Here is a 15,922-nt window from a genome sequence, read left to right on the forward strand (position 1 = left end):
TCGTCGCCGCGCTCCTCGCAATGACGGTGTTGATCGGGCTACTTCTTCACCAGCGGGCAGCGGGAATCGGCGAGCGACTGGAACGCCTGATCGCCCGGCACCGTCGCGAGCAGCTTGTAGTAGTCCCAGCGGCCCTTCGATTCCGACGGCTTCTTGACCTCGAACAGGTACATGTCATGCACCATCCGGCCATCCTCACGGATCTTGCCGTTCTTGGCGAAGAAGTCGTTGATCGGCATTTCCTTCATCTTCTTGGTCACCGCGGCCGCGTCGGTCGTGCCGGCCGCCTTGACTGCCTGCAGATAGTGCATCGTTTCGGAGTACAGGCCCGCCTGCGCCGAGGTCGGCATTCGCTTGGTGCGCTCCATGAAACGCTTGGAGAACGCGCGGGTCTCGTCGTTCAAGTCCCAATAGAACGCTTCCGCCAGGATCAGACCCTGTGCGGTCTCCAGCCCGACGCTGTCGATGTCGGAGATGAAGGCGAGCAGCGGCGAGATCTTCTGTCCGCCCTTGGTGATGCCGAATTCGGCGCCCTGCTTGATCGCAGTGATCGTGTCGCCGCCGGCATTGGCAAGGCCGATCACCTTCGCCTTCGAGCTTTGCGCCTGCAGCAGGAATGAGGAGAAGTCGGAGGTGTTGAGCGGATGCTTGACGCTGCCCAGCACCTTGCCGCCCGACGCCTTGATGACGTTGGTGGTGTCGCGCTCGAGATCCTGGCCGAACGCGTAGTCGGCCGACAGGAAGAACCAGGTGTCGAGTCCCTGCTTCACCGCGGCAAGGCCGGTGGTGTTGGCCTGCGCGAAGGTGTCGAACACGTAGTGCACCGTGTAGGGGCCGCAGGCTTCGTTGCTGAGCCGGATCGAGCCCGGGCCGGAGAACATGATGATCTTGTTGCGGGCCTTGGCGATCTCGCCGGCGGCGAGGGCCGTTGCCGAGGCGGCGACGTCGATGATCGCTTCGACACCCTGATTGTCGAGCATGTCGCGCGCGATGTTGGCGGCGTTGTCGGCCTTGTTAAGATGATCGGCGGCGATGATCTCGATCTTGCGGCCGAGCACCGTGCCGCCGAAGTCTTCCGCGGCCATCTTGGCCGCAGTCTCGCTGCCCGTTCCGGTGATGTCGGCATAGAGGCCCGACATGTCGAGGATCGCGCCGAGCTTCAGCGGCGGCTGCGTCTGCGCGTTCGCGGCCGTGATTGCCGCGATCGACAGACATGCGAGTAGAGCTGTGCGGAATGGCTTCAAGACGTTCTCCCCTGACGAGCGCCGATTGTAATCACGACGCCATTTTTGATTGCGCGCGATCATGCCGCATCGTTTGTCGTGCGGCAAGCAATGCGGTTTTTCCGAGTGATGGAATGGACTGCTGTGCCGCCTCGTAGCGTGTGGCCACACGGTGCTCGGTCCACTCGACCGACGCTTAGTTAGTGAAGTGCAATCCGAGCCTGTCTGCAATCAGTGCGACGTCAAAGTGCGTCACACGTTGCATGCCGCGCATCGCGCGCGAGTCCCCGAATACGGCTCCGAACTTTATGGCGAGAGTCGAGGTGTATTTCACTTCGCCACAATCAGTCCGACAGCTAGTCTTGCTTAGTGGCGGCAATCCGAATCGACACGGCGGGCTTGATGGCATTCTGGCGAGACAGCGCTCGGTGGCTGGCCGCGATCTGCGGCGGCGCTGTGGTACTGGCGCAGTTCGATCGCGCCGCTGCAGCGGGCTGCACCGAACTGCCGGTGCAGGGCGAGGGCGTGGTCACGGCGGTGGTCGATGGGCGAACGCTGCGGCTTGCTGACGGCGCAGAAGTCCGGCTCGCCGGAATCGAATCGGCTGGCGAACAACCGGCGGCCGCAGTGGCGTTGCTGACGTCGCTGACGCTCGGGCGCCGGGTCGTGCTGCACGGCGCCGACGACGTGCCGGACCGCTATGGGCGGCAATGGGCTTTTGTGGCGATGGAGCCCGGCAGCGATCTCGTGCAGCGCCGGCTGTTGGCCGAAGGCCGTGCTCTGGTCGGCATTGACCGCGTGCCGGCGGATTGCCGGAAGGAATTGCTGGCCGTCGAAGCTGCCGCGCGGGCGGCAGCGTCCGGTATCTGGGTGAAGGGGAGCGTCATAAAAAACGCCGCAAATTCGGGCGATATGGTGGCTCGGACGGGGCGATTCACCGTGGTCGAGGGCCGGGTAGTGTCGGTGCGGGAGGTCGGTTCGACGGTGTATCTGAACTTCTCCGGTCGCTGGACTCGTGGCTTCGCGGTGACTATTTCAAGACGTATCGCGGGGGCGATCGAGGCCGCCGGGCTCGCACTCAAGTCTCTGACAGGACAACGAATTCGGGTGCGTGGCTGGATCGAGAACAGAGCCGGGCCGGTTATCGTCGTGCGCGATCTGGCGCAGATGGAACGGGCGGGCGGGGACTGAAGGGCCCGAAAGAGAGCTGTCGCGTGAATTGCGGTGAAGCACGGCGCAACTTCCGAAAGGGCCGCCGCCCGGTAGCGGCGTGGCTGCTGCTGAGCGCTGCGCTGGTGCTTTCGGGGTGCGGCGACCCGAGCCGGTTCGAGACCGGGCCGGTTGCGGCGGTGCCAGCGGCCAAGCCCGTGCGCCCGGCGGTGCAGTCGCCCGCGGCGGAACGCGAGCACGAGCGCATTCTGGCGACCTATGGGGGCGCCTATGACGATCCCAAGCTGGAAGCGTTGATCTCCGGCATCGTCGACCGGCTGGTCGCAGCCTCGGACCGTCCGGACCTCGCCTACAAGGTGACCATCCTGAATTCCGGCGCCGTCAACGCCTTTGCGCTGCCGACCGGACAGCTCTACGTCACCCGCGGCCTGATCGCGCTCGCCACCGATACGTCCGAATTGTCGTCGGTGCTGTCGCACGAGATGGCCCATGTCCTCGCCAAGCACGCCGCGATCCGCGAGGACCAGGCGCGGCAGGCGGCGCTGGTGGCGCGCGTGGTCACCGACATGGGCAACGACCCCGGCATGACCGCGTTGGCGCTGGCCAAAACCAAGCTGTCGATGGCGAGCTTCTCGCGGCAGCAGGAGCTGGAGGCCGACGGCATCGGCATCGGCATCTCGGCGCGGGCGCAGTTCGATCCCTACGGCGCGGCGCGATTCCTGACCGCGATGGAGCGCAACGCGGCGCTGAAAGCCAATCGTGGCACCAGCGATGGACGCACCGACTTTCTGTCGTCGCATCCGGCGACGCCGGAACGGGTCGCCAACGCACAGAACAACGCCCGGCAATACACCGCTCCGCAAGGCGGCTGGCGCGGCGAACGCGGCGAGCGCGACCGCGAAACCTACCTCAACGCGATCGACAACCTCGTCTATGGCGAGGACCCGAGCGAAGGCTTCGTCCGCGGCCGACGCTTCCTGCATCCCAAGCTCGGCTTTACCTTCCAGGTGCCGGACTCGTTCACGCTCGATAACACGGCCCAAGCGGTGATCGGACTGCGCGAAGGCGGCAATCAGGCGATGCGGTTCGACGTCGTTCGGGTGCCGGCGGAGCAGTCGCTCGCCGATTATCTGAATTCCGGCTGGATGGAGAACGTCGACAAGAGTTCGACCGAAGAGCTGACCGTCAACGGTTTTCCAGCCGCGTCGGTGACGGCGCGCGGCGAGCAATGGCAATTCAGGGTGTACGCGTTGCGGTTCGGCAGCGACGTCTATCGCTTCATCTTCGCGACCCGGCAGCGCTCCGCCGAAAGCGACCGCAATGCCCGCGACACGGTGAATTCGTTCCGGCGGCTGTCGCTCGACGAAATCCAGGCGGCGCGACCGCTGCGCATCAAGGTGATCACTGTGCAGCCCGGCGACACCGTCGAATCGCTGTCGCATCGGATGTCCGGCGTCGACCGGCCGCTCGAGCGTTTCCGGGTGCTGAACGGTCTCGACGCTCACGCCCAGGTCAAGCCGCGCGAGCTGGTGAAGATCGTCGTCGATTGAGCCCACGAGGGCGGGGTTGCGCCCACGAAAAAGGCCCGGCTGGGTAGCCGGGCCTAAGATCTCACGAACCGAAGATGATCGCTTACGCGGCCTCGTCGGTCACCGCCTCGTCGTCGGAATCGCCGTCGGCATCCGTATCGGCCTCGGCATCGCTTTCCGCCTCGGCCTTGGCGCCGCGGCGCGGGCTCTTGGCGAGCTGGCTCTCGACTTCCTTGACGGCTTCGGTCTCGGTGATGTGCTGCACCACCGCGATCTCGCGCGACAGACGGTCGAGCGCGGCTTCATAAAGCTGACGTTCGCTGTAGGACTGCTCCGGCTGCGATTCCGAGCGATACAGATCGCGGACCACCTCGGCGATCGCGACGATGTCGCCCGAGTTGATCTTCGCTTCGTACTCCTGCGCGCGACGCGACCACATCGTGCGCTTGACGCGAGCACGGCCCTTCAGCGTCTCCAGCGCCTTCTTCACCAGTGCCGGATCGGACAGCTTGCGCATGCCGACATTGCCGACCTTCGCGGTGGGCACGCGCAGCGTCATCTTGTCCTTGATGAAGTTGATGACGAACAGCTCGAGCTTGGCGCCCGCGATTTCCTGCTCCTCGATCGCGAGAATCTGGCCGACGCCGTGAGCCGGATAGACCACGAACTCGTTGGCCTTGAAGCCCTGACGCTGGGTCACGGCCTTCTTCGGCTCCTCGACGCGCGCCGGCGCAGGAGCCGCCGGCTTGGACGCCGCCACCGGCTGCTTCACTTCCGGCTTGACCGGCGCCTTGGCAACCGGCGCCTTCACCTCGGTCCTGACCTCGGCCTTCACCTCCGCCTTCGGAGCGACGGCAGCCTTGGCAGGCTTCGCCGCCGGCTTGGTTGCTGCGGCGGGCTTGGAGGTCGCCGGCTTGGCGGGAGTTTTCGCAGACTTGGTTGGCATTTCACTTCTTTTAATTTTCGAGGACTTGAAGGCCGGAGCTTTGGAGGCCGAAGCCTTTGCAGCAGACCCCTTTGCGGTAGCGTGTTTGGTGGCGCTCGCCTTGCCGGCGCCCGCCTTGGTCTGGGTCTTGGAAACAGAAGCCTTTGCGGCGGTCGCTTTGGCGGCTGTCCGGGTGTCCTTGACAGAAGCCTTCGAACGGCTCTTTGTGGCTCCGCGGCTGGCCGCAGATGCCTGCTTGGCACCCTTTGAAGAAACACTCGTTTTACGCGTTTTCTGTGACACAGCCTGCGCGTGGAACCGCCACGCCCCTGTTCGTTGCTTTTGACGGGGAACCCTCTCCCGGCCGCAAAACGGCATGCCGGAGTTGACGAATGTGCTAAATATAGCACATTTCCCGCAAAAATCAATGATTTATGACGATTCCAGCCCATTCGGAGCGGTGCTCCGGGGCGCATCTCGTCAACAGGGTTAAGCTGGTCGGCCGGCTGCGCCGGCCTCTCAAGACCTACAGCAGACTTCGGTTCAGTCGCCCGAACCCGGCTCCGCAGAGAAGTACTTGTCGAACTTGCCTGCCTGACCGTCGAACTCCTTGGCGTCCGCAGGAGCGTCCTTCTTCTGGGTCAGGTTCGGCCAAGTCTTGGCGTATTCCGAATTCAGCGCCAGCCACTTCTCGAGGCCCGGCTCGGTGTCCGGCTTGATCGCCTCGGCCGGGCATTCCGGCTCACACACGCCGCAGTCGATGCATTCGTCCGGATGGATGACCAGCATGTTGTCGCCTTCGTAGAAACAATCCACGGGGCAGACTTCAACGCAGTCGGTGTATTTGCACTTGATGCAGTTTTCAGTGACGACGTAAGTCATCCCAACGCTCCGGAACGGTTCTAATTTTGAGTGTTTGCGTACCGCAGGAGCTCCGCAGCCGCAAGTGAAGATGCCTATTCCCGTGGCATTCCGAGATCGGCATAAAGTCCAGTAGCCGACTCGGCGTCGCCGCGGCGCTCTGTAAATCCAATCACCTTCAACACCCGCACGCTACGATCCAGCGCAATCGTCAGCACGTCGCCGGCCTTGATGCCGTGTCCCGGCGACGTCTCGCGTATGCCGTTGATGCGGACGTGGCCGCGTTCGACAAGAGCGGCAGCGCTGCTGCGCGCGCGCACCACGCGCGCGTGCCACAGCCATTTATCGAGACGCTGACGCTCCAAGCTGAACCATCGGCAGTGCCGGCGCGGGCTTAGTCCTTGCGACCGGCAGTGAGTTGCTCCTTCAGCGCGGCGAGCTTGGCGAACGGCGAATTCGGATCCATCGGCCGGTCGCGCTCACGCGGGGCGCTGGAGTGCACCTGCCGATGCGAGCCGCCGCCCTGATTGTCGCGGCCGCCCTTCGGCCCGCCCTGACGCTTGTCCTGGAATTTGTCGCGGCCCTTGAAGCGCTCGCGCGGCGGCCGCCCTTCACCGGAGGACTCGCGTCGGTCGCCTTCCTGATTTTGGCGGTCGCGACGGAAATCACCCTTGCCGCGACGCCCGCCGTTGCGGTCGCCCTTGGCATCGGCGCTCTCGCCCTCGTTCGCGCCGGCGGGGGCGCCGTGCTGCGGGCGATTGCGATGACGGTTGCGGTCGTGGCGCGGCCGATGCTCGTCGGAGCGCCCGCCCGGACGCCAGACTTCGACCAGCTCCGGCTCCGCCTTGGCGACCGGCTCAGCTTCTGCACCGGTGGCTTCGGACGTGGCCTCTGCGGCGGGTGCTTCGGTCGTCGGCGCTTCAGCGGTCGAGCCTTCGCTCGCAGCGCTCGCCTCAGCGGGCTGCTCCGCGGTCTCGGTATCCGAAGCCGCTGCGGGTTCGGCCGCGGCAGCCTCCGACTGGTCGACAACCGGCTCGTCGGCTGTGGGCTGTTCGTCGACGCTCGGCGCGGCTTCGGCAGCCTCGCCCTCGGCGGCGGACGGCTCGAATGCAATCGCGCCGGCCAGGATGGCCTGATCTTCGGCCGACATCTCGGTCGCGCCCGCAACCTCCGCCGGAGCGGGAGCCGCGGCCTCGGCAGCCTTCGGGGCCGGCGGCGGTGCCGGACGCCGCTCCATGCGGTAGCCGAGCGCTTTCAGGATCGACGCGAAGTCTTCGCCGGCCGAGCCGGTCAGCGACGTCATCGCCTGGGTGACGACGAAGCTGCGACCGTCGAATGCACCGGCCGGCTTTTCGCCGGGGGCGCCTTCGCGCCAGGCGAGGGCAGGCCTGATCAGATCGGCGAGACGTTCGAGAATGTCGACGCGAACAGCGCGCTCGCCGCACAGCCGATAACCCAGCGTGCGGTAGGCGTCGCGATCGAGCGCCTTGTCGGCCGGAAACGACGTGCGACCGCTGCCGGCCAGATGCTGTGCGCTGGAGAGGGCGGCGAGGTCGACATTGTCTTGCTTCTGCGCCCACAGCAGCGAGGCCAGCGCCCGCGCCGCCGGCTTCAGCAGCGACGGGAAGTAGATGTGGTAGGCGCCGAACCGCACGCCGTATTTGCGCAGCGTCGCGCGCGACGGCTGGTCCAGATCCTTCATCTCGGCCGCGATCTTGGCGCGCTCCAGCACGCCGAGCGACTCGATCAGTTGGAACGCGATGCCGCGGGCGATCCCGCTGACATCCTCGGCCTTGCCGAGTTCGAACAGCGGCCCGAGAATCTTCTCGACATGAGTGTTGAGCCACAGGTCGAGACGGGTCTGCACCGCCTCGCGCGGCGCTCCGGCGAGCCGGTCGTCCGCGATGATCCGCAGCCGCGGTCGCAGCACGTCGTCGGAGCCGACCAGCCGCGCGACCGCATCGCCGGTCCAGCGAATGGTCCCGTCGGAGGTCAGGATGAACTGATCGTCGGGTGCGTTCGACAGCTTTTCGGCGCGCGCGTCGATTTCGCCGGCCAGCGCCTTTTGCGCCGTCGCCTGCAACGCCTTCGCATCCGAGCCGGCCTCGGCCGCATCGGGCGCAAAGGTGAAGCCGTCGAGCCGACCGATTACGTGGCCCTCGACGATCACCTCACCAGTCTTGCCAATTTCCGTATTCAACATCGTGTTTTCCCGCAGGCGGCGCATCAATACACTGGTCCGACGATCGACGAAACGTTCCGTGAGCCGTTCGTGTAACGCATCTGACAATTTATTTTCGATTTCGCGCGATAATCCCTGCCAATGCTCGGGGTCGGTGAGCCAATCGGGGCGGTTGGCCACGAAAGTCCAGGTGCGGATTTGCGCAATTCGGGCCGAAAGCGTGTCGATCCCGCCGTCGGTGCGATCCGCCTGATCGATCTGTGCGGCGAACCAGCTATCCGGAATCCGCCCCTTTTGCATCAAGAAACCGTACAGCGTCATCACCAGCTCGGCATGGGCTGCCGGTGCGATCTTACGGTAATCCGGGACCTGACAGACATCCCATAGCCGTTCTACGGCCGCTTTTCCCTGCGCGATTTCACGCACCTCGCCGTCGCGGGCGACGTGGTCGAGCACGCGGAGATCCTCGGCGACCGGCGCGCGGGTCAAAGCTTCGTGCCGTGGCGACTCGGCCAGCGAGACCTGCAGCGCGCCGATCGAGGCGAAATCCAGCTCGGCGTTGCGCCATTGCAGCATCTTCACCGGCTCGAAGCTGTGGTTCTGCAGGGCATTGACCAGCTCGGGCTCGAACGGTGCGCAGCGCCCGGTGGTGCCGAACGTGCCGTCCCGGGTGGCGCGTCCGGCGCGTCCGGCGATCTGTGCGAACTCCGCCGGGGTGAGGCGGCGAAACTGATAGCCGTCGAATTTGCGGTCCGACGCGAAGGCGACGTGGTCGACGTCGAGGTTGAGTCCCATGCCGATCGCGTCCGTGGCGATCAGGTAATCGACATCGCCGGACTGAAACATCGCCACCTGGGCGTTGCGGGTGCGCGGGCTCAGCGAGCCGAGCACGACCGCGGCGCCGCCGTGCTGGCGCTTGATCAGCTCAGCGATCGCGTAGACCTCGTCGGCCGAGAACGCCACGATCGCGGTCCGGCGCGGCTGCCGGGTCAACTTGCGGTCGCCGGCATATTCGAGCTGCGACAGCCGCGGCCGGGTGACAATGCTGGCGCCGGGCAGCAGCCGCTCGATCATCGGCCGCATCGTTGCGGCGCCGAGCAGCAGCGTTTCATCGCGGCCGCGCCGGCGCAGGATGCGGTCGGTGAAGACGTGGCCGCGCTCGAGATCGGCCGCGATCTGGATTTCGTCCACGGCGAGAAACGACACATCGAGATCGCGCGGCATCGCCTCGACGGTCGAAACCCAGTAACGCGGTTTGGAGGGTTTGATCTTCTCCTCGCCGGTCACCAGCGCCACCGCATGGGCGCCGACCTTGTCGACGATCTTGTTGTAGACCTCGCGCGCCAGCAGCCGCAGCGGCAGGCCGATCAGGCCGGAGGGGTGCGCGACCATCCGTTCAATCGCCAGATGGGTCTTGCCGGTATTGGTCGGCCCCAGCACCGCGGTCACACCTGCGCCGGGGACGCGGTCATTGGTAAACGCTTCAGGATACAGATTGGGCATTTCGACTGGATTTCTGCGTGGTCGCGGTCAGATGTGTGTCACATTGCGACGCCGCAGCAATCGCCGATTAAGGGCTGGAACGAGTCCGGAACGAAACGCGGCCGAATCGCTGACTCGCTCGAAGTCGGGCGCGGTTGCCCCAATATCTCGTACCGAAGTCGGGCGCGCGCTCAAGATCAGGTGAAAAGACAGGCCGAAATCCTCTTGGCCGGGATGAGCCCGCGGCGACTCATGCGTTCCGGGATTCCGCCGGGAGTCAACACGATTCAAAGCCGTCGGCAGGAAAGCGGGGCGCCACGCGTTATTGCGTCCGGGAGGCCGATTTCGGCGGAGACGCCTGGGTGATAAATTGCGTCGCTTCCAGCACCGCATTGCCGAGTGGCGTCGGGATCTTCAGCTTGTAGGGCGCCAGCACGCGGGTGCCGGCGATCGGCGCAAGCCAGACTTCCATGTCGCGCTGCTTGGTCAGATATTTGATCGCGGCGCGGTCCGGGATGTAGCCGGAGACCGGATTGAAATACACCGCACAGACAAGAGCCGGTCCGCGATAGCCCTTTTCGGCTTTCACCGTTTCGGTGCGCTTGTATTCCATCCGCAGATCGTAGCGCATCCGGCCATCGAAGATCGGTGACGACACCCGGCACGAATCCGGGCTGAGCAGATCTCCTGTGCCGGGCACGCGCAGAAACGACGCTGTCATAGGATCAATCACGCCGCGGCGGTGCGCATCGGTCACCGGAATGCGGTCATCGTCCGGGGGCGGCTCGGGCTCGATGCTCGAATCCTTGACGTTTCCGTTGGCGAGCGTGATCCGGATGGTCTCGGTCTTTTTGCCGCCGGTGATGCTCGCCATGTAGTTGCCTGGCACCAACTGGCCGTTGATCACCCGGCCCTGGGCTTCGCCGCGGCCATGGCCACTGGAGAAGGCCTGCATGACGCCCGATGTGGCGCCGGTGGCTGACGCCGAATAGAAATCGTCGTCGATCTGGATCACCCAGGCGCCCTTGCCGACCTCGATGCCGGCGAGCGAGGCTTCGTAACGGGCGTCGAGCTTGCCCTGCGCAACCGCAGGCGCCGTCGTCAGAACGGCGGCGCCGGCCAACAGCCCGGCCAGACCGGCATGCCGGATCAGCGCGGAAGTGGTTTGGGTGGCGTCGCGGCGGATGCTGGTGCTCACAAACGATGTCCTGCCTGGCGCCGGGCGCGCTGTCGATGGGTCAACGCGCACCGGGCCGATCAGTTGATGTCGGAACCGATTACGTCCTTTATATGGTGTCAGATGCTTGATGGCGCGGACAATTCCGCGTATCGCCGAGCACCGCTCGGCAGTTCCCGATTCGCCAATTTCGGGTTCCGGCGCAGCCGTCGCTTGACGCTGCGCCCGAGCCCTTTTATAGGTCCGCGGTTCCTGAAAACGGACGAATGATGAAGCCCCGTGCCTGCTGGTGGGCCGGCGGGGGATGACAGAGGATTTTCGCCATGTCTCGGCGCTGCGAACTGACCGCCAAGGGTGCCCAGGTCGGCCACAAGGTCAGCCATTCGAACATCAAGACCAAGCGGCGGTTCCTGCCCAACCTGGTCAACGTCACTTTCCTGTCGGACGCGCTCGGTCGCGCGGTGCGGCTGCGGGTTTCGACCCACGCGCTGAAGAGCGTCGACCATCGCGGTGGTCTCGACGCCTATCTGCTCAAGGCTCGCGAAGCCGAGCTGTCGCCGAAGGCGGTGGAGCTGAAGCGCGCGATCGCCAAGAAGACGGCAGGCGCGCCGGTTGCTGCGGCGAGCTGATCGCCGCTTCGCCAACTGGACTGATCTAGATTTAGGCGGCCGGGTCGTTCGACCCGGCCGTTTTGTCGTGCGCGCTATCCAGGCAAGGGGCGGCCTCAAGGGCGACTGAATGTCAGAGACTGGGGTGTGACGCCCCCGTATCACTACCAGGAATATACATTTGTTCGAATCACGTATTTTCCCGAGGTGACGGAGCGGGCGGCCGATCGCACAACTTCTCTCCTTCAGTGGGATCGCTCAATGGATTGCGTACCGCAGCAGAAGCCGTCGCCGGCGTCACGGTGAGTGCCGGTTTGGTCACCATTGCAGGGGCCTTCATGAAACTGTCGACCCGGCTGACCCTCGCCATGGTAGCGCTGGTCTTGGTGACCACCGCGGTCCTCGGATTTCTGAACTACCAAAACGTCGTCGACCTGGTGATGCCGCGAGCGCTGCTGCGGCTGCAAACGCACGCGGAGCTCAATGCTCTGCTGATCGAGACGTCGCTCAAGAGTACCCATGCGGATGCTGTCGGCGCGCAGTCTTCGGCGGCGTTGCGCGATCTTCTGATCGCCCGGCGCGACAGCATCCAAAGCACCGGCGCCGAACCCGCGAATTGGCGCAAACGAATCGAGGAGCGCTTTCTCGCCGAAATGGCCGCCAAGCCGAGCTGCGCGGTTCTGCGCATCATCGGTCCGGAGGATGGCGGCCGCGAATTGGTACGGGTCGATCGGCGCGGCCCGAACGGCAGCAGTCAGGCGGTGGCGCCCTCTGAACTGAACCGGCGCGGGGATCGCTCCTACTTCAAAGAGGCAATGGCGCTGCCACCGAACCGGGTGGCGATTTCGAAGATCGAGCTCAACAAGACCGCGCCGACGCCGGAGGCGCCTCGCGTGCCGACGATACGGACGATGGTGCCGATCGACGCCGCCGACGGCACCCGGCTCGGGATCTTCGTGATCAATACCGATCTGCGCAGACTGTTCGACAGAGTCCGCGAGAGCACCGATGGCAGCAGTACGATTTATGTCGTCAACGCGGACGGCGATTACCTGTTGCACCCCGAACGGTCGCGCGAGTTCGGTTTCGATCTCGGCCAACCCAGCCGGATCCAGGACGACTTCCCGCGCCTGGCCGATCTGCTGCTCGCCGGAAACGCCGGCGAGATCCAGCCGACGCTGGTCACAGATCGGGCCGGCGCTCGGTTCGGCGTGGGATGGGACTGGACCGAACTGCCGAACGGCCCACGGCTCGCGGTGGTCGAGACGCGGCCGTATGCGTCGCTGACGTCGGTGCAAACGGCGGTCAGGAATTCCACCGTGCTGGGTGGAACGGTGGCGATCCTTGTGGCGATGCTGATGGCGTTTCCGCTGGCGCGCTCGCTGACCCGCCCCTTGGTGCGGATCACCGATTCGATCGTGGCGTTTGCCTCGAGCGGCGTGCCGGTCGAGGTGAAGACCGGCGGCGGCCACGAAATCAACATGCTGGCCGAGGCCTTCACGCGGATGGCGTCGGAATCCCAGCGCAAGGCCGTCGCGCTTGCCTCCGAAGTCGAGCAGCGTTCGCGGATCGCCGAAGTGCTACAAAACACCATCGACAACATGGTCGATCCGGTGCTGGTCGCCGATGCCGGGGGCATGGTGATCCTGACCAACCCTGCGGCGCGGGAGACCTTCGGGCAACTATCCGGCGTCGGCATGCTCAACACTACCCGATCGTTCCACCGGTTCGACGCGAACGGCAATCCGATGGTGCAAGATCAGTCGCCGTTGTTGCGCGCCTTTCGCGGCGAGACGATCGTCAATTTCGAGTTCGCGGTGCAACCGATCGGCTTCGATCGCCGCTCGTATCTGATTGCCAACGGTCGCCCGCTCCGGAACGAGGCCGGCGAGATCCAGGGCGCGGTGATGGTGTATCACGACATCACCAAGACCAAGAAGGCCGAGGAGGCGCTCCGTCGCAGCGAGCAGATGTCGCGCGCGATCATCGACACTGCGCTCGATGCCTTCGTGCAGCTCGACGCTCAGGGCCGGATCACCGACTGGAGCCCGCACGCCGAATCGATGCTCGGCTGGAGCCGGGAGGAAGCGATCGGACAGGATTTCGGCGAACTGGCGATCGCGCCGGATCACAACAGAGATATCAAGACCGGCTATCGACGCTTCATCGAGGCGATCGAGCACGACATGAGCGTCATCCAGGGCCACCGCATCGAGGTCGAGGCGGTCCGGCGCGATGGTTCGCCGATCGCGCTGGAAGTGTCGATGACGGCGCTGCCGGTCGAGGGTCGGTTCGTGGTGAACGCGTTCATGCGCGACCTGACCGAGAAGATCGCCTTCGAAGAACAGCTCCGGCAGTCGCAGAAGATGGAGTCGATCGGGCAGCTCACCGGAGGCATCGCGCACGACTTCAACAACATGCTGACGGTGATCACCGGCACCATCGACATCATCAGCGACGGCGTCGCCGACCAGCCGCAGCTCGCGGCGATCGCCAAGCTGATCAGCGAAGCCGCCGACCGCGGCTCCGAGCTGACCAGGCTGCTGCTCGCCTTCGCCCGCAAGCAGCCGCTGCGACCGGACGAAACCGGAGTCAACGCGCTGCTGTCGGGGTTGCAGAGCCTGCTGCGACCGACGCTGGGAGAGCCGATCGAAGTCGAAACCGTGCTCGCGCCCGACACCTGGCCGATCTATGTCGACCGCGGACAGCTCGAATCGGCGCTGGTCAATCTCGCCGTGAACGCGCGCGACGCGATGCCGAAGGGCGGTAAACTCACGATCGAGACCTGCAACGTCGTGGTCGATCAGGATCTCGGCAAACGGTTCGGCGATCTGGCCCCGGGCGACTACGTGATGGTCGCCATCACCGATTCCGGCAGCGGCATCCCGGAGGCGATCCGCAACAAGGTGTTCGATCCGTTCTTCACCACCAAGGAAGTCGGCAAGGGCACCGGCCTCGGCCTCAGCATGGTGTACGGCTTCATCAAGCAATCCGGCGGGCACATCACGCTGGACAGCGAAGAGGGACAGGGCACGACGTTCCGGCTGTATCTGCCGCGCGCCCAGGCGCAGGCCGATGTCGATCCTGCGCCGGCGATCGAGTCGAATCCCGTCGGCGGCACCGAGACGATCTTGGTGGTCGAGGACGACGCCATGGTCCGCAGCTACGTCAACGCCCAGCTCAAGAGTCTCGGCTATACCACGCTGTCGGTCAGCAACGCTGCCGCGGCGCTGTCGATCGGGGAGAGCGACACCGCGTTCGACCTGCTGTTCACCGACGTGGTGATGCCCGGCGCGATGAACGGCGTTCAGCTTGCGGTCGAAATGGCCAAGCTCCGCCCGGGCCTGAAGGTGCTGTACACCAGCGGCTATTCGGAGAATGCGCTGATTCACAACGACAGGATCGATTCCGACGTGCTGCTGCTGTCGAAGCCGTATCGGCGCAGCGATCTGGCGCGGATGATCCGTCGGGCGCTGACAGCGGGGCATGAGTTCGAGGCAGGGCGCTCGATTCCCGCGGCAGCCGAACCGGCCCGAACCGGCAGGGCGGCCGCAGCGTGGACGGTGTAGCTGCGTCGCCGACGCAACGGCAAGCGGCGCCGCAGCTCAGTCCGGCTCGAGGGTGAATTGCAGCAGCAGGGTTCGCTGTAGCATCGAGAAATTATCGTCCGACACCATCGTCAGCACGGTCGCGCCGCCGGCGTCGATATGGACGTTGAGCCCTTCCATATTGTCGATCTCGTTGCCGAGATCGGCCTCGAAGATCGCCGGTCCGTCCACCGTCGCGCCGGGGCCGATGGTGCCGAGCGCGATCCGCCGAATGCGGATGTGCACGCCTTCGAACCAGGAGAACTTGCGCTCCAGAATCAGCAGCTCGCCGCCCGGTAGCAGCGCCGCGTCGGCGATGTCGTAGTTTTCGGTCCGGCGGACCGAGAATTGACCGGGCGTCTTGCCGCCGATCAGGAAGCCGATGATGTTGCGCTCGGCATCGAGGCCGCGTTCGGACAGCGCGATCAGCGTTCCGGCCAGGGGAAGCGGTTTCGGCACCACCACCAGCGATTCGATGCCCTTGTTGTTGGGCAGCTTGCGCAGTGCCGGCGGCACCGCGATCGGATGGCCGCGGGCGCGGACGCCGTCGCGGCCGAAATCGAATTTGACGATCTGATTGACGCGCTCGAAGCCCACATAGGCCGTGCCACCGTCGAACGCGAGCGACTCGCTGTCGTACCATTTGCGCGACCGCAGCGGCGTGCCGTCGGGGCCGAGCAGTGGTGCCGCTTCGACATCGGCGAGACCGCTCATCGCGGTGCCGTCATAGACGATACGGCCAGTGAACCAGGTGGCCTTGTCGCTGATCGCGACGAACCGCTCGCCGTGCGGATCGAGCCGCAGGCCGGACAATCCGCCGAAGCCGCGGAAGCCCGAGGTCAGGATCAGGCCGCTGCGAAACTGCAGCGAACCGAACTGGCGATGGGCCCGATCGCGAAGATCGAAATGGTCGATGGGGCGGGTCCGCACCTCGATCGAGCGCGGCGCCGGCGGTGTCAGTTCGTCGGCTTCGGCCGGTTTGGCCTGCGCCCGCGCGGTCGTGGGCGCAAGCGATGCCAGCGCCACGGCGCCGCCGAACGACAGGCCGCCCGCGATCAGGTGGCGGCGCGTCGTCGCGCTGAAGTCCGATGGGCAGGCGGACGCGCGCGCGTCGGCTGTCGCCGGGGAGTCGCTCCGCTGCTCAGCCTCGCCCCGCGGAGCGCTCATCGGCTCATCTC

11 protein-coding genes are annotated in these 15,922 nt (G+C 65.4%); 4 read left to right on the forward strand and 7 right to left on the reverse strand.

The window, feature by feature from the left end:
• Window positions 1-38 precede the first annotated feature (38 nt).
• A complete protein-coding gene (locus M9H71_RS17835) occupies window positions 39-1,244 on the reverse strand; it encodes an ABC transporter substrate-binding protein (RefSeq protein ID WP_455406286.1) in 1,206 nt (401 codons plus the stop codon).
• Window positions 1,245-1,679: 435 nt separating this feature from the next.
• Between M9H71_RS17835 and M9H71_RS17840 the strand changes: the two genes are divergently transcribed.
• Together M9H71_RS17840 and M9H71_RS17845 are read left to right on the forward strand one after the other, a co-directional pair.
• Window positions 1,680-2,414: a thermonuclease family protein gene (locus M9H71_RS17840; protein ID WP_455406287.1), complete on the forward strand. Its 735-nt coding sequence runs from the start codon at window positions 1,680-1,682 to the stop codon at window positions 2,412-2,414.
• A 23-nt stretch (window positions 2,415-2,437) separates the two neighbouring features.
• Complete coding sequence (locus M9H71_RS17845; RefSeq protein ID WP_455406288.1) at window positions 2,438-3,943, forward strand: M48 family metalloprotease; 1,506 nt, start codon at window positions 2,438-2,440, stop codon at window positions 3,941-3,943.
• 82 nt (window positions 3,944-4,025) lie between these two features.
• On the opposite strand, the gene M9H71_RS17850 is transcribed toward M9H71_RS17845, so the two are convergent.
• The 5 genes from M9H71_RS17850 to M9H71_RS17870 all read right to left on the reverse strand — a co-directional run bounded on the left by M9H71_RS17850 (window position 4,026) and on the right by M9H71_RS17870 (window position 10,570).
• A complete protein-coding gene (locus M9H71_RS17850; RefSeq protein WP_455406289.1) occupies window positions 4,026-5,150 on the reverse strand; it encodes a CarD family transcriptional regulator in 1,125 nt (374 codons plus the stop codon).
• A 240-nt stretch (window positions 5,151-5,390) separates the two neighbouring features.
• A complete protein-coding gene (fdxA, locus tag M9H71_RS17855; protein ID WP_110787188.1) occupies window positions 5,391-5,729 on the reverse strand; it encodes a ferredoxin FdxA in 339 nt (112 codons plus the stop codon).
• A 74-nt stretch (window positions 5,730-5,803) separates the two neighbouring features.
• Window positions 5,804-6,073 carry an RNA-binding S4 domain-containing protein gene (locus M9H71_RS17860; RefSeq protein WP_455406290.1) on the reverse strand — a complete coding sequence of 90 codons (270 nt, stop codon included), beginning with the start codon at window positions 6,071-6,073 and terminating at the stop codon, window positions 5,804-5,806.
• A gap of 29 nt (window positions 6,074-6,102) precedes the next feature.
• Window positions 6,103-9,393, reverse strand: a complete 3,291-nt coding sequence (locus tag M9H71_RS17865; protein WP_455406291.1) for a helicase-related protein — start codon at window positions 9,391-9,393, stop codon at window positions 6,103-6,105.
• Between the two features lie 301 nt (window positions 9,394-9,694).
• A complete protein-coding gene (locus M9H71_RS17870; RefSeq protein ID WP_455406292.1) occupies window positions 9,695-10,570 on the reverse strand; it encodes a DUF3108 domain-containing protein in 876 nt (291 codons plus the stop codon).
• Between the two features lie 302 nt (window positions 10,571-10,872).
• On the opposite strand from M9H71_RS17870, the gene rpmB reads away from it, so the two are divergent.
• Together rpmB and M9H71_RS17880 are read left to right on the forward strand one after the other, a co-directional pair.
• A complete protein-coding gene (gene rpmB / locus M9H71_RS17875; protein WP_455406293.1) occupies window positions 10,873-11,178 on the forward strand; it encodes a 50S ribosomal protein L28 in 306 nt (101 codons plus the stop codon).
• Between the two features lie 317 nt (window positions 11,179-11,495).
• The gene (locus M9H71_RS17880) at window positions 11,496-14,726 is read left to right on the forward strand and encodes a PAS domain S-box protein (RefSeq protein ID WP_455406309.1); all 3,231 of its coding nucleotides are present in this window, start codon (window positions 11,496-11,498) and stop codon (window positions 14,724-14,726) included.
• Between the two features lie 36 nt (window positions 14,727-14,762).
• On the opposite strand, the gene M9H71_RS17885 is transcribed toward M9H71_RS17880, so the two are convergent.
• Window positions 14,763-15,911: an esterase-like activity of phytase family protein gene (locus tag M9H71_RS17885; protein ID WP_455406294.1), complete on the reverse strand. Its 1,149-nt coding sequence runs from the start codon at window positions 15,909-15,911 to the stop codon at window positions 14,763-14,765.
• Window positions 15,912-15,922 lie beyond the last annotated feature (11 nt).

The sequence above is a fragment of the Rhodopseudomonas parapalustris genome (assembly GCF_053772255.1).